General features: G+C 72.5%; 15 protein-coding genes and 1 pseudogene. 13 read left to right on the top strand and 3 right to left on the bottom strand.

Annotated features, from left to right (window positions below; all coding sequences use genetic code 11):
• Positions 1 to 76: 76 nt before the first annotated feature.
• Positions 77 to 295: pseudogene (locus ACZ4SF_RS12395) on the bottom strand (type I methionyl aminopeptidase); the annotation flags it as partial.
• Positions 296 to 299: 4 nt separating this feature from the next.
• Between ACZ4SF_RS12395 and ACZ4SF_RS12390 the strand changes: the two are divergent.
• The 9 genes from ACZ4SF_RS12390 to ACZ4SF_RS12350 all read left to right on the top strand — a co-directional run bounded on the left by ACZ4SF_RS12390 (position 300) and on the right by ACZ4SF_RS12350 (position 11,553).
• Complete coding sequence (locus tag ACZ4SF_RS12390; RefSeq protein ID WP_468382020.1) at positions 300 to 551, top strand: helix-turn-helix domain-containing protein; 252 nt, start codon at positions 300 to 302, stop codon at positions 549 to 551.
• A 145-nt stretch (positions 552 to 696) separates the two neighbouring features.
• Positions 697 to 2,430: a hypothetical protein gene (locus tag ACZ4SF_RS12385; protein ID WP_468382017.1), complete on the top strand. Its 1,734-nt coding sequence runs from the start codon at positions 697 to 699 to the stop codon at positions 2,428 to 2,430.
• A gap of 207 nt (positions 2,431 to 2,637) precedes the next feature.
• Positions 2,638 to 3,480, top strand: coding sequence for a nitrilase-related carbon-nitrogen hydrolase (locus ACZ4SF_RS12380; RefSeq protein WP_468382015.1), 843 nt, complete (start codon positions 2,638 to 2,640; stop codon positions 3,478 to 3,480).
• Positions 3,477 to 4,769, top strand: coding sequence for an aspartate aminotransferase family protein (locus tag ACZ4SF_RS12375; protein ID WP_468382012.1), 1,293 nt, complete (start codon positions 3,477 to 3,479; stop codon positions 4,767 to 4,769). Before ACZ4SF_RS12380 ends, ACZ4SF_RS12375 begins: the two co-directional genes overlap by 4 nt.
• Before the next feature lie 53 nt (positions 4,770 to 4,822).
• On the top strand, positions 4,823 to 6,409 hold the full coding sequence (locus ACZ4SF_RS12370; RefSeq protein ID WP_468382009.1) for a PucR family transcriptional regulator: 1,587 nt from the start codon (positions 4,823 to 4,825) through the stop codon (positions 6,407 to 6,409).
• 155 nt (positions 6,410 to 6,564) lie between these two features.
• The gene (locus ACZ4SF_RS12365) at positions 6,565 to 7,407 is read left to right on the top strand and encodes a nitrilase-related carbon-nitrogen hydrolase (RefSeq protein WP_468382006.1); all 843 of its coding nucleotides are present in this window, start codon (positions 6,565 to 6,567) and stop codon (positions 7,405 to 7,407) included.
• Positions 7,408 to 7,498: 91 nt separating this feature from the next.
• Positions 7,499 to 8,902 (top strand): dihydropyrimidinase, encoded by a 1,404-nt coding sequence (gene hydA / locus ACZ4SF_RS12360; protein WP_468382004.1) that lies wholly within the window; start codon positions 7,499 to 7,501, stop codon positions 8,900 to 8,902.
• 11 nt (positions 8,903 to 8,913) lie between these two features.
• Positions 8,914 to 9,933: a TIGR03842 family LLM class F420-dependent oxidoreductase gene (locus ACZ4SF_RS12355; protein ID WP_468382001.1), complete on the top strand. Its 1,020-nt coding sequence runs from the start codon at positions 8,914 to 8,916 to the stop codon at positions 9,931 to 9,933.
• Positions 9,934 to 9,996: 63 nt separating this feature from the next.
• The gene (locus tag ACZ4SF_RS12350; protein WP_468381998.1) at positions 9,997 to 11,553 is read left to right on the top strand and encodes an NCS1 family nucleobase:cation symporter-1; all 1,557 of its coding nucleotides are present in this window, start codon (positions 9,997 to 9,999) and stop codon (positions 11,551 to 11,553) included.
• 158 nt (positions 11,554 to 11,711) lie between these two features.
• Here ACZ4SF_RS12350 and ACZ4SF_RS12345 read toward each other — a convergent pair whose 3' ends face one another.
• On the bottom strand, positions 11,712 to 12,380 hold the full coding sequence (locus ACZ4SF_RS12345; RefSeq protein WP_468381995.1) for a hypothetical protein: 669 nt from the start codon (positions 12,378 to 12,380) through the stop codon (positions 11,712 to 11,714).
• 160 nt (positions 12,381 to 12,540) lie between these two features.
• The gene (locus ACZ4SF_RS12340; protein ID WP_468381991.1) at positions 12,541 to 13,605 is read right to left on the bottom strand and encodes a lipoate--protein ligase family protein; all 1,065 of its coding nucleotides are present in this window, start codon (positions 13,603 to 13,605) and stop codon (positions 12,541 to 12,543) included.
• Between the two features lie 118 nt (positions 13,606 to 13,723).
• Between ACZ4SF_RS12340 and ACZ4SF_RS12335 the strand changes: the two genes are divergently transcribed.
• The 4 genes from ACZ4SF_RS12335 to ACZ4SF_RS12320 all read left to right on the top strand — a co-directional run bounded on the left by ACZ4SF_RS12335 (position 13,724) and on the right by ACZ4SF_RS12320 (position 18,521).
• A complete protein-coding gene (locus ACZ4SF_RS12335; protein WP_468381987.1) occupies positions 13,724 to 15,562 on the top strand; it encodes a gamma-glutamyltransferase family protein in 1,839 nt (612 codons plus the stop codon).
• 94 nt (positions 15,563 to 15,656) lie between these two features.
• A complete protein-coding gene (locus tag ACZ4SF_RS12330) occupies positions 15,657 to 16,502 on the top strand; it encodes an inositol monophosphatase family protein (RefSeq protein WP_468381984.1) in 846 nt (281 codons plus the stop codon).
• Positions 16,503 to 16,599: 97 nt separating this feature from the next.
• Complete coding sequence (locus tag ACZ4SF_RS12325; protein WP_468381980.1) at positions 16,600 to 18,009, top strand: phytoene desaturase family protein; 1,410 nt, start codon at positions 16,600 to 16,602, stop codon at positions 18,007 to 18,009.
• On the top strand, positions 18,006 to 18,521 hold the full coding sequence (locus ACZ4SF_RS12320) for an O-acetyl-ADP-ribose deacetylase (protein ID WP_468381976.1): 516 nt from the start codon (positions 18,006 to 18,008) through the stop codon (positions 18,519 to 18,521). Before ACZ4SF_RS12325 ends, ACZ4SF_RS12320 begins: the two co-directional genes overlap by 4 nt.
• The last annotated feature ends 31 nt before the right edge of the window (positions 18,522 to 18,552 follow it).

Raw genomic sequence — 18,552 nt, 5'->3', positions numbered from 1 at the left:
GGGTGGGTCCATGGAGGTGGGGGCTGCTGTGCTTCGGGGGTGGATCCACGGGGGTGGGGGCTTGCCCCGTGCCCCTTCAGGCCGGCACTCGTGCCGTCAGGATCCTGGGGCCCTGTTCTGTGATCGCCACCGTGTGCTCGACGTGGGCTGCCCGGGAGCCGTCGGACGTCCGGAGGGTCCAGCCGTCGGCTGCCGCGTGGTACGCGTCCCTGCCGCTCGCGATCAGCATCGGCTCGATGGCGAGCACCGTGCCGGGACGCAGCAGGAAGCCGCGGCCCGGGCGGCCCTCGTTCGGGGGCATGGTGCGCACCCCTCTCACCCCCGAAGAGCGTGAACGCGGCGAGCGGCTCGGACGGCTGCTGCGCGAGGCGCGCGGCGGCCGGAGCATGGCCGACGTCGCCGCCGCGGCGGGCGTCTCGGCCGAGACGCTTCGCAAGATCGAGACGGGGCGGGCGCCGACGCCGGCGTTCTTCACCGTGGCCGCGCTCGCCGGGGCGCTCGGTCTGTCGATGGACGAGCTGGTCGAGCGGTGTGCACTGGTGGCCGCCTGAGGCTCCCGCGAGGCGGCTGCTGGCGGTGCCCGAAGGCTCGTGGTGACTTGTCCGCGCGCTGCCGGAAAACTCTCCGTAGCAGTCCCGTAACACGACTGGTGTTGCCTGGCTGGCGGAGTGCTGGCGGCCGGGCGGGAGCTGGACGATGGCGGTGGATCAACTCCCCGGAGGGGCAAGGGAGTTCGCGAGCTACCTGGACGGCCTTCTGGCCCGCCTCGACCAGGGTGCCGGCTGGAGCGGGGTCTTCTGGCAGCGCGACCCCGAGGGCATGCGGGCCTGCCTGGACGGGCGTGAGGTGCCGCCGTGGGACGTCCTGGAGGCCCTGCTGGAGGACCTGGCCGCGGGGTACGGTCCCGCCGCCGCCGCGGCCGAGCGGGAAAGAGCCCGGGTGCTGCACGCCGCCGCGCTCACCGCGCACGACGCCCGGCCCGGTGCCCGGGACCTCCTGGTCGACCGGCTCGACGTCATGCTCCGTGAGCAGCGGTACGCCGCGGAGCGCCACGCCGAGCTGAGCCGCCTGCTGTCCGCACCGGCCTCCGCCGAAGAGGCGGAGTCCCTCCACCTCGACCTCGCCTGGGCCCACGACGACCACGAGCGCGCCACCGCACGCTGCGCGGAACTCCGGGTGAGGCTCGCGGCGTTGGACCGACGGCTGCCTCCCGGGGGAGGGGATACGGGGCCGGTCGACGGGTGGGACGGGCACACCGCGCACGGCGCCCAAGACGCGCATACCGCCCATGACACGCGTGCCGGGCGTGACGCGCACGCCACCCATGACGTGCACGGTGCCCATGACGCGCGTGCCGGGCGTGACGCGCATACCGCCCATGACGCGCACCGCGCCCATGGCGCGCGTGCCGCCCAAGAGGCGGGCGCCGCCCAAGAGGCGCGGGCCGGACGTGTCGAGTGGGACGGACGTGCCGAGTGGGACGGGCAGGCCGCGCAGGCCGGCCGTCCTGCGGAGGGCGCCCTTCCTGCCCGTGCCGAGCAGGACACCCGTGCCCCGCGGCAGGGTCAGGACGCGCGAGCGGCCGCTGCCGGCTCCGGCAAACCCCGCAGACGCCGCCGCGGCAGCGCACGCTTCGCCGGAATGGCAGACGGCGAGGATGCCGTTCCGGTCGTCGTACCGCAGGCCCCCGTGCCCCCCGTGGCGGAAACTCCCGCCGGGCGCGGGGCCCCGCGCGGGGCCCGGTTCGCCGGGGCCGGGGAGCCGGCCGGGGTGGCGGCGAACGCGGCGCCCGGCGGTCTGGCGGCGGACGCGGCGACGCCGGGCGGGGCGGCGCTGGGCGGGGCGGCGCCGGGTGGGCCGGCGGCGGGCGCCGCGGCGCCCGGCGGGGTGGCGGCGGACGCGGCATGTCGCGAGGTGGTCGGGGAGGCCGTGGAGCGGCTGGCGCGGTTGCGGGCCGAGGGGCGCAGCGGGGAGGCGCACGTGCTGCTGGCCGAGGCCGCCCAGTGGCCCGCCGGCCGGCTGCCGCCGCTCGCGAACGCCCTGCACCGGGCCGGACTCGGTGCCGACTGGGCCACGCTGCTCTGGGAAGCCGCCTCGCTGCCTGTCGAACGGCTGGTCGAGGTCGCTGACGCGCTCGCCGCGGCCGGGCGGGACGGCGACGGACGGCAGCTGCTGCGGCAGGGTGTGGTCCGGCCGGCGGAGCACATCGGCGCGGCCCTGCTCCGGCTGGACGGCGAGGGCCGGCAACGGGAGATGCGTGCCCTGCTGGACGCCTGCGTACGCGTCCGCACGCCCGAGGAGGCCGCCCGCTGCGCCGCCGCCGGCCCCCGGCGCCTCGTCCCGCTGCTGCTGGAGGCGGCGCTCGCCGTCTCCGCGGAGCGGCACTGGGACCTCGTGCACGCACTGCGCGTCGCCGGGCACGCCACGTGACCATACCTGGTCAGGAGCGTCCAGAAGTGCCCCGGTATGTCCTCACTGGTCGGTCGGTCCGGTCACCCACAGGAGTGTGAAACGTGATCGACTCCGCGGGTTGGCGACGATGGTCTTGGCAAGGGCCTCCGGGAGGCTTACGTTCGTGCCTCTACGGGCCGTTTCTACGTGCGTAGAGGCTCTGACGTCCTGTCGAAGGAGCAGCTCATGGCCAACGTCGTCCGCGCCGCTCTGGTCCAGGCCACCTGGACCGGCGACACCGAGTCCATGGTGGCGAAACACGAGGAGCACGCCCGCGAGGCGGCCCGCCGGGGTGCGAAGATCATCGGCTTCCAGGAAGTCTTCAACGCCCCCTACTTCTGTCAGGTCCAGGAGCCGGAGCACTACCACTGGGCGGAACCGGTGCCCGACGGCCCCACCGTCCGCCGGATGCAGGACCTCGCCCGCGAGACGGGGATGGTGATCGTCGTACCGGTCTTCGAGGTCGAGCAGTCCGGCTTCTACTACAACACCGCCGCCGTGATCGACGCCGACGGCACCTACCTCGGCAAGTACCGCAAGCACCACATTCCGCAGGTCAAGGGCTTCTGGGAGAAGTACTACTTCAAGCCCGGCAACCTCGGCTGGCCCGTCTTCGAGACCGCCGTCGGCAAGGTCGGCGTCTACATCTGCTACGACCGGCACTTCCCGGAGGGCTGGCGGCAACTCGGACTGAACGGCGCCCAGTTGGTCTACAACCCCTCCGCCACCCACCGGGGCCTGTCGGCCTACCTGTGGCAGCTGGAACAGCCCGCCGCGGCCGTCGCCAACGAATACTTCGTCGCCGCCATCAACCGGGTGGGGCAGGAGGAGTACGGCGACAACGACTTCTACGGCACGTCGTACTTCGTCGATCCGCGCGGGCGGTTCGTCGGGGAGACCGCCGGCGACAAGGCCGAGGAACTCCTCGTCCGCGACCTCGACTTCGACCTCATCGAAGAGGTGCGGCAGCAGTGGGCCTTCTACCGTGACCGCCGTCCCGACGCCTACGAAGGGCTGGTGCAGCCGTGAACGACCTCTACTCCCGCCACCGCAAGGTCCTGCCCGACTGGCTCGCCCTCTACTACGACGACCCCCTCGAGATCACCCACGGCGAGGGACGGCACGTCTGGGACTCCGCCGGCCGCAGATACCTGGACTTCTTCGGCGGCATCCTGACCACGATGACCGCGCACGCGCTGCCCGAGGTGACCAAGGCGGTCAGCGAGCAGGCCGGCCGCATCATCCACTCCTCGACCCTCTACCTGAACCGGCCGATGGTCGAACTCGCCGAGCGGATCGCCCAGCTGAGCGGCATCCCGGACGCCCGGGTGTTCTTCACGACCTCCGGGACGGAGGCCAACGACACCGCCCTGCTGCTCGCCACCGCCCTCCGGCGCAGCAACACCGTCCTGGCCATGCGCAACAGCTACCACGGCCGGTCCTTCAGCACGGTCGGCATCACCGGCAACCGCAGCTGGTCCCCGACCTCGCTGTCCCCGCTGCAGACCCTGTACGTGCACGGCGGCGTGCGCACCCGCGGACCGTACGCCCATCTCGACGACCGCGCCTTCATCGACGCCTGTGTCGCCGACCTGAAGGACGTCCTCGGCCACACCCGGCCGCCCGCCGCGCTGATCGCCGAGCCCATCCAGGGGGTCGGCGGCTTCACCTGCCCGCCGGACGGACTCTACGCGGCCTTCCGCGAGGTGCTGCAGGAACACGGGATCCTGTGGATCGCCGACGAGGTGCAGACCGGCTGGGGCCGTACCGGCGAGCACTTCTGGGGCTGGCAGGCGCACGCCCGCAGCGGCCCGCCGGACCTCGTCACCTTCGCCAAGGGCATCGGCAACGGCCTGTCCATCGGCGGGGTCGTCGCCCGCGCCGAGGTCATGAACTGCCTGGACGCCAACAGCATCTCCACCTTCGGCGGCACCCAGCTCACCATGGCAGGCGGTCTCGCCAACCTCAACTACCTCCTCGAACACGACCTCCAGGGCAACGCCCGGCGCGTCGGCGGACTGCTCATCGAGCGGCTCCGGGCCGTCGCGGCCCAGCTGCCCGGCGTACGCGAGGTGCGCGGCCGCGGGCTGATGATCGGCATCGAGCTGGTCAAGCCAGGCACCGACGAGGCGGATCCGCGAGGCGCCGCCGCCGTGCTGGAGACGGCCCGCGAGGGCGGACTGCTCATCGGCAAGGGCGGCGGACACAACACCAGCGCGCTGCGGATCGCCCCGCCGCTGTCGCTGACCGTCGCCGAGGCCGAGGAGGGCGCGGCGATCCTGGAACACGCCCTGCGCGCCACGTACGAGACCGGCTGAGGCACCCGCGCCACGCCGTTGGGGAGCAGGTACGAGAGAGCAGGTGTACGGCCATGACCACCACCTCCGAGCCCCGGCACACCGGGTGGCAGCCCCCCGAGCCTGCCCTCTCCGTGCGCCAGGTGCTCACCCTGGAGCGCGTGCTCGCCGGGGAGCCGGAGGTGGTGGCCGGCGCCGGGCAGCTCGACCGGCCGGTGCGCTGGGTGCATGTCGCCGAGGCCGCCGACGTGGGAGTGATGCTCAGCGGCGGCGAGATGGTGCTCACCACCGGGGTGCTGCTGGCCGGCGACGAGGCCGGGCAGGCCGAGTACATCCGCTCCCTGCACCGCGCGGAGGCGGCGGCCGTCGTGCTCGGCCTCGGCCGGGCCTTTCCCGCCACGCCCGAGGTGATGCGGCGGGCCGCCGAGCGGTGCGGGCTGCCCATGGTGGTGCTGCACCGGCCGTTCCCCTTCGCCGAGCTGACGGAGGAGGTGCAGTCCCGGCTGGTCCGGCGGAAGTTCGCCGCGATCAGCCTGTCGGAGAGCGTACGGACCGCCCTCACCGGGCTCATCACGGCCGGTGCCCCGCTGCAACGGCTGCTCGACGAGGTCGCCCGGCACAGCGGCTGCCCGGTCGTGGTCACCAACCTCGCCCACCGGGTCCTCGGCACCGCGGGGGAGCGGTCCGCCGTGGACGACGTGCTGCGCGACTGGGAGCGGATCGCCCGGCAGGCGGGCGGCACCGCGGGCGACGGCTGGATCCGGGCCGAGCTGGGCGGCCGCGGGGAGCGGTGGGGCCGGCTGCTGCTGTGCGGCTACCGAGGCGACACGCCCACCGGGCAGCTGCTCGCGGACCGGGCCGCCGAGGCGCTGGTGCTGCACCGCATGCTCGGCGACAGCTCCGCGCACAGCTGGGAGGAACAGTCGGCGCAGAGCCTGCTGACCGACCTCGTCTCCGGGGTCGTACCGGCCCGGCGGCTGCTGCCGCGCGCCCGGGCGGCCGGGCTGCCGGTCAACCGGCGGACCTTCGTGCCGCTCGTCGTACCCGGCGGGGACCCGGCCCGACTGGAGCGGCTGCTGCGGGTGCTGGGGCTGCCCGGCCTGGTCGCGGAGCTGGCCGGCGGGGCCGTCGCCGTCCTGCTCAGCCTCGCCCGGGACCAGCAGGCCGGGGCGCTCACCGCGCACTTCGCGGCCCGGCTGCGCACCGGCACCGGAGCGGAGGGCGCGGTGGTGGCCACCGCCGATCCGCGCACCGCCTGGGACGACGTGCCCGCCGGACTGCGCGAGGCCCGGCACGTCGCCGACGCGGTCGCCGACAGCGCCGCCGTGCTCGACCTGCCGGCCGTCGTCCGCCTCAAGGACGTCCACCTGCGCGGGCTGATCCGCCTGCTGCGCGACGACCCGCAGGTGCAGTCCTTCGCCGAGCGGGAGCTGGACGGGCTGCTCCGCGAGGCCGAACCGCAGCTGCTGAACGTGCTGCGGACCTATCTGGCGACCGGCCGCAACAAGTCCCGCACCGCCCAGCTCCACCACGTCTCCCGGCCCGCGCTCTACCGCCGCCTGGAGGCCATACAGGCCCGCCTCGGTGTCGACCTCGACGACTTCGAACAGGCGGCCTCCGTGCACATCGCGCTCCTCGCGCACGACGCGCAACAGCGGTGAAACATGCCACGAACTGGGAAAACGACGGTGAAACATGGGCCGACGAACACGTGACACGGTGGCACGCCGACCGCCCGCGGACGTGACACGCTGCCAATCGAACCGGCTACCCGGGCTTTCTAGGCTCACCGGACACCGAGCTACCGGAGGTCCCGATGAGCCGAGTGATCCGTGCCGCCCTCTTCCAGACCGCCTGGACCGGCGACAAGGAATCCATGATCCAGGTGCACGAGCAGGCGGCTCGCGACGCCGCCGCGCAGGGCGCCCAGGTCCTCTGCTTCCAGGAGCTGTTCTACGGCCCCTACTTCTGCCAGGTCCAGGACAAGGCCTTCTACGAGTACGCCGAGCGGATCCCCGAGGGCCCGACCGTCCGCCGCTTCCAGGCCCTCGCCCGCGAGCTGGGCATCGTCCTGGTCCTGCCGATGTACGAGGAGGAGCAGCCGGGCGTCCTGTACAACACCGCGGCCGTGATCGACGCCGACGGCTCCTACCTCGGCAAGTACCGGAAGACCCACATCCCCCAAGTGCAGGGGTTCTGGGAGAAGTTCTACTTCCGCCCGGGCAACAGCGGCTGGCCGGTCTTCGACACCGCCGCGGGGAGGATCGGCGTCTACATCTGCTACGACCGCCACTTCCCGGAGGGCTGGCGAGCGCTGGGCCTGGCCGGTGCCGAGATCGTCTTCAACCCCTCGGCCACCTCCCGTGGCCTCTCCCGCTACCTGTGGCAGCTGGAGCAGCCGGCGGCGGCCGTCGCCAACGAGTACTTCGTGGGCGCGATCAACCGCGTCGGCGTGGAGGACCTGGGCGACAACGACTTCTACGGCACGACGTATTTCGTGGACCCGGAGGCCCGGTTCGTCGGCGAGGTCGCGAGCGACAAGGAGACCGAACTCGTCGTACGCGACCTGGACCTGGCCAGGCTCCGCGAGGTTCGCGATCGCTGGCAGTTCTACCGCGACCGTGCGCCGGGCGCGTACGCACCGCTGACGGCGCCCTGACAACGCCGTTCGCACCAGCGCCGGCCGGGGCGCGGGGAACTGCGCGACCAGCCACCACGCACCCGCAGATGACCACGAAGGAGGGGGCCCCATGAGCCGCCGAACAGTGATCCGCGGTGGTCTCGTCATCACCGCGTCGGACGAGATCCACGCCGACGTCCTGATCGAGGACGGCCGCATCGCCGCCCTCGCGGCGTCCGGCACCCCCGCCGCAGGGGCGTTCACCGCCGACCGGGTGATCGACGCCACCGGGAAGTACGTCATCCCGGGCGGCGTCGACGCCCACACCCACATGGAGCTGCCCTTCGGCGGCACCTTCGCCTCCGACACCTTCGAGACCGGCACCCGGGCCGCCGCCTGGGGCGGTACGACGACGATCGTCGACTTCGCCGTGCAGAGCGTCGGCCACACCCTGCGCGAGGGCCTGGACGCCTGGCACGCCAAGGCCGAGGGGAACTGCGCGATCGACTACGCCTTCCACATGATCGTCTCGGATGTGAACGAGGAGACGCTCAAGGAGATGGACCTGCTGGTCGAGGAGGGAGTGACGTCCTTCAAGCAGTTCATGGCGTACCCCGGCGTCTTCTACTCCGACGACGGCCAGATCCTGCGCGCCATGCAGCGCTCCGCCGAGAACGGCGGGCTGATCATGATGCACGCCGAGAACGGCATCGCGATCGACGTGCTGGTCGAGCAGGCGCTCGCCCGCGGCGAGACCGACCCGCGCTACCACGGCGAGGTCCGCAAGGCCCTGCTGGAGGCCGAGGCCACCCACCGCGCCATCCGGCTCGCCCAGGTCGCCGGGGCCCCGCTGTACGTCGTGCACGTCTCGGCCATGGAGGCGGTGGCCGAGCTGGCGCGCGCCCGGGACGAGGGGCTCCCCGTCTTCGGCGAGACCTGCCCGCAGTATCTGTTCCTGTCCACCGACAACCTCGCCGAGCCGGACTTCGAGGGCGCCAAGTACGTGTGCAGCACGCCCCTCAGGCCCCGCGAGCACCAGGCCAGGCTCTGGCGGGGCCTGCGCACCAACGACCTCCAGGTGGTCTCCACCGACCACTGCCCGTTCTGCTTCGTGGGCCAGAAGGAACTGGGCCGCGGCGACTTCTCCAAGATCCCGAACGGACTGCCGGGCGTGGAGAACCGTATGGACCTGCTGCACCAGGCGGTCGTGGACGGGCACATCTCGCGTCGCCGCTGGATCGAGATCGCCTGCGCCGCGCCGGCCCGGATGTTCGGCATGTACCCGAAGAAGGGCACCATCGCCCCGGGCGCCGACGCGGACGTCGTCATCTACGACCCGCACGCCGAGCAGGTGATGTCGGCCGGGACGCACCACATGAACGTCGACTACTCGGCGTACGAGGGCAAACGCACCACCGGCCGGGTCGAGACGGTCCTCTCGCGCGGCGAACTCGTCATCGACCAGCGGGAGTACACCGGACGCGCCGGTCATGGCGTCTACACCCCGCGCTCCACCTGTCAGTACCTCAACTAGGAGTGGCGCCCATGGACTTCGGACTCGTCCTGCAGACCGACCCGCCGGCCTCCCGTGTCGTCAGCCTGATGAAGCGGGCCGAGCGCAGCGGCTTCAGCCACGGCTGGACGTTCGACTCCGCCGTGCTGTGGCAGGAACCGTTCGTGATCTACAGCCAGATCCTCGCCAACACGTCCACGCTGAAGGTCGGCCCGATGGTCACCAACCCGGGCACCCGCACCTGGGAGGTCACCGCCTCCACCTTCGCCACCCTCAACGACATGTTCGGCAACCGCACCGTCTGCGGCATCGGCCGCGGCGACTCCGCCATGCGCGTCGCGGGCCGCAAACCCAACACCCTCGCCCGGATCAGCGAGGCCATGAAGGTCATCCGCGCCCTCGGCCGCGGCGAGGAGGCCGACCTCGGCGGCACCACGATCCGGTTCCCATGGATCAAGGAGGGCGCCGAACTCCCCGTCTGGATGGCCGCGTACGGCCCCAAGGCGCTGAAGATGACCGGCGAGGAGGCCGACGGGTTCATCCTCCAGCTCGCCGACCTGTACCTCACCGAGTACATGGTGAAGGCCGTCAAGGACGCGGCCGCAGCCGCCGGACGCGACCCCTCCGAGGTCACGATCTGTGTGGCGGCCCCCGCGTACGTCACCGAGGACGACTCGCCCGAGGCCCTCGCCCACGCCCGTGAGCAGTGCCGCTGGTTCGGCGGCATGGTGGGCAACCATGTCGCCGACCTGGTCACCAAGTACGGCGAGCACTCCTCCCAGGTCCCCGAGGAACTCACCGACTACATCAAGGCCCGGCAGGGCTACGACTACAGCCACCACGGGCGCAGCGACAACCCGGACACCCGGTTCGTGCCGGACGAGATCGTGGACCGGTTCTGCCTGATCGGACCCGCCGAGAAGCACATCGAGAAGCTGACCGCGCTCCGTGCCCTGGGCGTCGACCAGTTCGCGGTGTACGACATGCACGACGCCCAGGAAGCCACCATCGACGCCTACGGCCGGTACATCATCCCTGCCGTCAACTCCTGACCTTTCCCCCGAGTTCGCACCCCCCACGCCCCTCCTTGAGTCCTGCGATACGAGGTGGTCCTGATGTCCTCCAGTGGAAGAACCCTGGCCGATCCGGCCGTCGCGCAACAGGTGTATCCGGACGGCCGGGTCGCGCTGTCCGATCCGGCCGTGCTGGACGATTCGCGTTTCGCCAACGCGGACCTGGTGCCGGTCCCGGTCGAGCGCCGGACATGGGGGACGTACAACTATCTCGCCCTCTGGGTGGGAATGGCGCATTGCATTCCGTCGTGGACGCTGGCTTCGGGGCTGGTGGCGCTGGGGATGGACTGGAAGCAGGCCGTGCTGACGATCGCGCTGGCCAACGTGATCGTGCTGGTGCCGATGCTGCTGACCGGTCACGCCGGCACCAAGTACGGGATCCCCTTCCCGGTGTTCGCGCGGGCGTCGTTCGGGGTGCGCGGGGCGAACCTGCCGGCGATGGTGCGGGCGGCGGTGGCGTGCTGCTGGTTCGGCATTCAGACGTGGATCGGCGGGGAGGGCATCTTCCTGCTGGCCGGCAAGCTGTTCGGCCACGGCTGGCTGCACGCCGGCTCGATCGGGGGCACGCCGTGGACCCAGTGGCTGTCGTTCGGGGTGTTCTGGCTCATCGAGGTCGCCATCATCACCCGCGGCATGGAGACGCTGCGCAGAGTGGAGAACTGGGCGGCTCCGCTGGTGATCGTCGGTGCGCTGGTGCTGCTGGGGGTCATGGCCGCCAAGGCAGGCGGCTTCGGCCCGCTGCTGGACCAGCCGTCCGGCCTGGGCTGGGGGAGCGGGTTCTGGAAGGTGTTCTTCCCCTCTCTGATGGGCATGATCGGATTCTGGTCCACGCTGTCGCTGAACATTCCGGACTTCACTCGCTTCGGCGGCAGCCAGCGCGCCCAGCTGCTGGGTCAGGCCCTGGGCCTGCCGACCACGATGACACTGTTCGCGATCCTGTCGGTGCTGGTGACGTCCGGCTCCCAGGCCGTCTACGGGGCGCCGATCTGGGATCCGATCGCACTGAGCGCGAAGATGAGCAACACCGTCGGGGCCCTGTTCGCGCTGCTGATCGTGATGGTGGCGACCTTGTCGGTGAACATCGCCGCCAATGTCGTCTCCCCGGCGTACGACCTGTCGCACCTGCTGCCGCGACTGGTCAGCTTCCGCACCGGCGCGCTGATCACCGGCGTGGTCGGCATCCTGATCATGCCGTGGAAGCTGATCGCCAACCCGCACGTGTACATCTACACGTGGCTCGGCTTCGTCGGCGGCCTGCTCGGCACCGTGGCCGGCATCCTCGTCGCCGACTACTGGATCGTGCGCCGAACCCGCCTGGCGCTGGGGGAGTTGTACCAGTCCGACGGCCGCTACTGGTACACCGGCGGCTGGAACATGCGCGCGGTGGCCGCCTTCGTGATCGGCGGCGTCCTGGCCGTCGGCGGCTCGTACTCGACCGTGGTCAAGGGCGTCAAGCAGGGCCCCTTCCCCGCGGACGGACTCATCCCGTTCCTCAAGCCCCTGGCCGATTACGGCTGGGCCGTCGGCCTGGCCTCCGCCCTGCTGCTGTACACCCTGCTCAGCCTCAGCCCTGGCCGCGGCCAGAGCCGGTCCAGCTGAGCCGTGGACCGGCCGACGGGCACGCCGGGGACAGGCAGCGCGCGGCGTGCCCGTCGGCCCGGACCCCTGCTCACTGAGCTTCCTCGTCGCGGAGACGGGGTGCACCGCCCGCGGCCGTCTCCCGACGTGGCCGGAACCACCCCCGGCCGCTCACGGCCTCAGCCCTTGCCGCCCTCCAGCGCGGCGACCGCGGACTTGGCCGCCTTGATGGCCCCCTTGTTGATCTCGTCGGTGCCGGGGGCCTTCTTGGTCTCGAAGTCGCTGCCGTTGTACGTGACGACGACCAGGGCGTTGGCGACGCGGGCCAGTACGACGCCCTCACGGGTCTGCTGCTTGTCCTCCGTGGTGAGGTTCACGACGGAGTAGGCGCTGTCGCCGAGGCCGGGTACGGCACCGCCGCCGCTCTTCTCGCCGATCCGCGCCTCGTACTGCTTGCGGGCCTCCTCGTCCGACCCGCTGATCTCGAAGGACACGTCGAGCCAGCGGTAGTCGAAACCCTGGAGCGCGTTCCAGGAGCAGGTGCGGCGCAGCGCGGTGTCCGTCGACGGGATCTCCTTGCCGGCCGTCTTCGCGCCCGGCACCAGGGACTTGACGGTGGCCGCGGGCACGCTGCCGCAGGGAGCGGGAGCGTCGGTGTAGGTCTTGGACGGCGCGCCGGCCGAGGGGGCGGCGGCGGAGGAACCGGCGGGCGTCTTCTGGGGTGTCCGGTGCCCGGCGGCAGCGGAGGGTGTGGCGGGGCCCGACGACAGCGCCCAGCCGGCACAGGCGAGGACCACGACCGGCGTCAGACGCGCGGTGAGGGCGAGCGGCAGAGGAAGGGAACGCACAGCGCACTTCTCGTGGGGGAGGTGGTGCGGAGGGGTCCGCAGTGTGGACGGGGACGACAGTGTCACACGCCTGCCTGTGCGGCGGAAGTGCCAACTCGCTACGTACCCGGCCGGTAACTCAGGCTCACCGGCGCCGTGTTGTATATCCCCTTATGTCCGGTCAGGGGATGCGGGCCGTCCACTCCGGGGACGTGAACTTCGTCCGCGCCAGCTCCTGCGCACGCGCCAGCTCGTCCGCGGTCACCTGGCCGTCCATCAGGCCGTACCGCCCCCGGAACGACTCGATCATCCGCGCGATGACGGCCTCACGCGGCAGCCCTGTCTGCCGCCGCAGCGGATCGACCCGCTTCTTCGCGCTCCGCGTGCCCTTGCCGGACAGCTTCTCCCGCCCGATCCGCAGCACCTCGACCATCTTGTCGGCGTCGATGTCGTACGACATCGTCACGTGGTGCAGCACCGCGCCCGGGCCGCCGTCCGGCCCCACGATCCGCTTCTGCGCCGCACCCGCGATCTTGCCCTGGTCGGTGGCGATGTCGTTCAGCGGCTGGTACCAGGCCCGGATCCCCATGTCGCCCAGGGCGCCCAGCACCCAGTCGTCCAGATAGGCGTAGCTGTCCTGGAAGGACAGGCCCTGCACCAGGGACTCGGGCACCGACAGCGAATAGGTGATCGTGTTCCCGGGCTCCACGAACATCGCGCCGCCGCCGGAGATCCGCCGCACCACCTCGATGCCGTGCCGGGCCGCGCCCTGCGGGTCCACCTCGTTGCGCAGCGACTGGAAGCTGCCGATGATCACCGCCGGGGCGCCCCACTCCCACACCCGCAGCGTCGGCGGGCGCCGGCCCGCCGCCACCCCGGCCGTCAGCACCTCGTCCAGCGCCATGTGCAGGGCCGGCGGCTGCGGGCCCTCGTGGATCAGCTGCCAGTCGTAGTCCGTCCAGTCCGTGGCGTGCGCGAGCGCCCGGCGCACCGCGACACCGACACCCTCCGAGGTCAGGCCGTACATCACCGTGCCCTCGGGCAGCGCCGCGTCGATCCGCGCGGCCAGCCCCGCCGCGTCGGTGTCCGCCGGGGCACCCTCCAGCGCCCGGTTCACCGCGTCCAGCGCCTCGTCCGGCTCCAGGAAGAAGTCGCCCGCCACGCGCACGTGCCGCAGCACGCCGTCCGCGACGTCCACGTCCACGACGACGAGCTTGCCGCCGGGCACCTTGTACTCACCGTGCACTGTCCGGGCCTCCGTTCCTGCCGCACGAGATCAACGCGGCGGGCGCACGCGGTGTTCCCCGGGCGGTGATCACATCCGTACGATCGCCCGGGAGCCCTACTCGAGCCGAGGAGCGCCGTTGTTCACCACCCGACCCACCCTCCAGGGCACCTTCGGCATGGTCTCCTCCACGCACTGGCTGGCCTCACAGTCGGCGATGGCGGTCCTGGAGAACGGCGGCAACGCGTTCGACGCGGCCGTGGCCGGTGCTTTCGTGCTGCACGTCGTGGAGCCGCACCTCAACGGGCCGGCCGGCGAGGTGCCGATCCTGCTCGCCCCGGCGGGCGGCGCCGTGCGCGTGCTGTGCGGGCAGGGCGTGGCCCCGGCGGGTGCCACGGCCGCCCACTACCGGGGGCTCGGGCTGGACCTCGTACCGGGCACCGGACCGCTCGCCGCCGCCGTCCCGGGCGCCTTCGACGCCTGGCTGCTCCTCCTGCGCGATCACGGCACCAAGCCCCTGGACGAGGTGCTGAAGTACGCCATCGGGTACGCCGAGCACGGGCACGCGCCCGTGGAGAACGTCGGCGCGACCGTCGAGAGGGTACGGCGGCTGTTCGAGACCGAGTGGACCTCGTCGGCCGAGGTGTACCTGCCGGGCGGCCGCCCGCCCCGGCCCGGCACCCTGCTGCGCAATCCCGCGCTCGCCGCCACCTGGAAGCGGCTGCTGGCCGAGACCGCCCGCGCGGGCGGCCGGGAGGCCCGGATCGACGCCGCGCGCGAGGTCTGGCGCACCGGCTTCATCGCCGAGGCCCTGGTACGGCAGCCCCGGCGGCCCACGGCGGACACCAGCGGCGAGCGGCACACCGGCACCCTCACCGAGGCCGACCTCGCCGGCTGGTCGGCGGCCTACGAGACACCGGTGTCCTACGACTGGAACGGCTGGACGGTGTGCAAGGCCGGCCCCTGGAGCCAGGGACCCGCCCTGCTCCAGCAGCTCGCCCTGCTCCCGCCCGAGCTGCCGGGCCACGGCAGCGCCGACTACGTCCACCTGCTGATCGAGGGCTGCAAGCTCGCCATGGCCGACCGCGAGGCCTGGTACGGGGACGCCGCCGAGGTGCCCCTCGCGGACCTGCTGTCGGAGGGCTACAACGCCGAGCGGCGCACCCTCGTCGGCGAGAAGGCCTCCCACGAGCTGCGCCCCGGCAGCCCCGGCGGACGCGCCCCGCGGCTGCCCGCACACGCGCGCGTGGTCGCCACCGCGGAGCCCGGCTTCGATCCGATGGGCGTCGGCGAGCCGACCGTGGCGCCGCTGCCGGGCCGGCCCGCCGTCGCGCAGGCGACCGGCGAGGCGCAGGTGGCCGCCGACGGCACGACCCGGGGCGACACCTGCCACCTCGACGTCGTCGACCGCTGGGGCAACATGATCGCGGCCACGCCCAGCGGCGGCTGGCTGCAGTCCAACCCCGTCGTCCCCGAGCTGGGCTTCCCGCTCGGCACGCGCCTGCAGATGGCCTGGCTGGAGGACGGCCTGCCCAACTCGCTCACCCCCGGCCGCCGCCCCCGCACCACCCTCACCCCGTCCCTGGCGCTGCGCGACGGGGTGCCTGTCATGGCGTTCGGCACGCCCGGCGGCGACCAGCAGGACCAGTGGCAGCTGCACTTCTTCCTCACCGTCGCCCTGGCCGCCCCGGTCCGCGGCGGGCTCGACCTGCAGGGCGCCATCGACGCACCGAACTGGCACAACGACAGTTTCCCCAGCTCCTTCTACCCGCGCGGCCGGCGCCCCGGCAGCGTGACCGTGGAGTCCCGCACCGACCCGCGAGTGATCGAGGAGCTGCGGCGCCGTGGCCACGACGTCACCGTCGGCCCCGCCTGGTCCGAGGGGCGCCTGTGTGCCGTGGCCCGGGACCCGGCCACCGGCGTCCTGTCGGCGGCGGCGAACCCGCGCGGCATGCAGGGGTACGCCGTCGGGCGCTGAGGGTGATCCACAGACCCCCGCTCTTCATCCCGATTCCACCCCGCGTACACCGGCGGTGCGGGGAATGTCAGGGGGACGTGCTCTCATGGGAGACATGATCGAAGAAACGGAAACCATCGACGAGTTTCTCGCGCGTTGCTCGGCCGACGTGGAGGAAGCGGTCCGCAAGGCCGCCGCGGCCGAGATCCTGCCCCGCTTCCGGCGCCTCGCCGAGCACGAAGTGGACGAGAAGAGCGGGCCGCACGACCTGGTGACGGACGCCGACCGGCTCGCCGAACTGCGGCTCACCGAGGATCTCGGCGCCCTGCTGCCCGGATCGGTGGTGGTCGGCGAGGAAGCGGTGCACGCCAACCCCGCGGTGTACGAGGCACTTCAGGGCGACGCCCCCGTCTGGATCGTCGACCCGGTCGACGGCACCCGCCAGTTCGTGCACGGCGACGACGGCTTCTGCACGCTGGTCGCGCTCGCCCACCGGGGCACCGTGATCGCGTCCTGGACCTATGCGGCGGCGCGCGACCAGTTCGCCACGGCCGTCCGCGGCCAGGGTGCCTTCCTGGACGGGGAGCGGCTGTTCGCGGGCCCGCCCGGGCCCGGCCGGGACCTCGTCGTCGCCACCTCCCACCCGGACTACACCACCGACGAGCAGAAGCGCGCGCTGCGCGCCCTGTGGACCGACGGCCTCGCCCCACGCCCGTGCGGCTCCGCCGGCCTGGAGTACCTCGACGTCGCCCGCGGCCGGTTGGACGCCGTCGCGTTCTCCTGGGAGGCCGCCTGGGACCACGCGGCCGGTCTGCTCCTTGTCGAGGAGGCGGGCGGCACCCACCTCACCCTGACCGGCGAGCCCTTCCGCATCACCGGCGGCAACGCCCTGCCGTTCACCGCCGCCCGCGACGCCGCCACCGCGCGCCGGATCGCGGGCCTGCTCAGCAAGGGCTCCTGAACCCCGGGGGGCACCCGGGCCGGGTGACCGTCGCCGCCCCGGCATATCCTGATCCTGATTGGCCGTCGGCTGACGAAGGGGTCCGAAGGTGCCGTCGATGCTCGATGTGGTCGTGGTGGGTGCGGGACCGAACGGACTGACCGCTGCCGTGGAGCTGGCCCGCCGCGGCTTCTCCGTGGCCTTGTTCGAGGCGCACTCCACGGTGGGCGGCGGCGCGCGCACCGAGGAACTGACCCTGCCCGGCTTCCGGCACGACCCGTGCTCGGCCGCCCACCCGCTCGGTATCAACTCCCCGGCGTTCCGCGCCCTGCCGCTCGACCGGTACGGCCTCGAATGGCTGCATGCCCCGCTGCCCATGGCCCACCCGTTCCCGGACGGCAGCGCGGCCGTGCTGTCCCGGTCCGTGGCCGAGACCGCCGCCTCCTTCGGACCACGGGACGCGGGCGCCTACCGCAGACTGGTCGAGCCGCTCCTCGCCCGCTGGGACACCCTTGTCCGGGACTTCATGTCCCTGCCGCTGACCGCGCTCCCGCGTGACCCCGTCGCCCTGGCCCGGTTCGGCCTCGTCGGGCTGCCGCCGTCCACCTGGCTGATGCGCCGCTTCAAGGACGAGCAGGTCAAGGCCCTCTTCGCCGGCCTGGTCGCCCACGTGATCGCGCCGCTGAACGGGCCGGCCACCGGCGCCGTGGGACTGGTCTTCGCCCTGGCCGCGCACGCCCGTGGCTGGCCGGTGGCCCGCGGCGGCTCCCAGGCGATCTCCGACGCCCTCGCCGCCTACCTGACGGACCTCGGCGGTGAGATCCACACCGACTACGAGGTCAAGCGTCTGGACGACCTGCCGCCCGCCCGCGCCTACGTCTTCGACACCTCGCCCACCGCGCTCGCCCGGATCGCCGGCTTCGGCGACTACTACGCGAACTACCGCTACGGCCCCAGCGTCTTCAAGATCGACTATGCGCTGGACGGCCCGGTGCCCTGGACCGCTCCCGAGGCCCGCGTCGCCGGCACCGTCCAGATCGGCGCCGACCAGTCCGAGATCGGCACCGCGCTGCGCGCCGCCTCCCGGGAGGGCCGCGCCCCCGACAAACCGTTCATGATCACCGTGCAGCCCAGTGTGGCCGACCCCAGCCGGGCCCCCGAGGGCAAGCACGTGTTCTGGACCTACGGCCATGTGCCGAGCGGCTGGTCCGGGGACCTCACCGACGCCATGGAACGCCAACTGGAGCGCTTCGCACCCGGCTTCCGCGACCGCGTGCTCGCCCGCGCCACCGCCGGCCCCGCCGAGATGGCCGCCCGCAACGCCAACTACGTCGGCGGCGACATCGCCTGCGGCGCGGCCTCCGGGCTCCAGCTGATGCTGCGTCCCAGGCTGTCCCTGTTCCCGTACCACACCCCCCACCCGGCGGTTTTCATCTGCTCCTCGGCCACCCCGCCAGGACCCGGTGTCCATGGCATGTCGGGCCACAACGCGGCCAAGGCCGTCTGGCGGAGACTCAGGCAGACATGACCACCATCACCCTCGTCCAGGGAGACATCACCCGGCAGAGCGCCGATGCGATCGTCAACGCGGCGAACTCCTCCCTGCTCGGCGGCGGGGGAGTGGACGGCGCGATCCACCGTCGCGGCGGCCCCGCCGTCCTGGCGGACTGCCGCGCCCTGCGCGCCTCCCGGTACGGCAGGGGCCTGCCCACCGGCCAGGCGGTCGCCACCACGGCCGGCGAGCTGGACGCCCGCTGGGTGATCCACACCGTGGGTCCGGTCTGGTCCGCCGCCGAGGACCGCTCGGACCTGCTCGCCTCCTGCTACCGCGAGTCCCTGCGCGTCGCCGACGAACTCGGCGCCCGTACCGTCGCGTTCCCGGCCGTCTCCACCGGCGTCTACCGGTGGCCGATGGAGGACGCCGCACGGATCGCCCTGGAGACCGTCCGGAACACACCGACGGCCGTGCAGGAGGCGCGCTTCGTCCTCTTCGACGACCGGGCGTACGAGGCGTTCGCCCGGCAACTCGGCCGCCGGTGACAACGGTGATGTTGGAACCGGTTCCGGACAT

The organism is Streptomyces sp. NPDC027663 (assembly GCF_055566415.1).
Note: the sequence above shows the minus strand (reverse complement) of the source record. Positions and strands in the feature narration are given on the sequence as shown.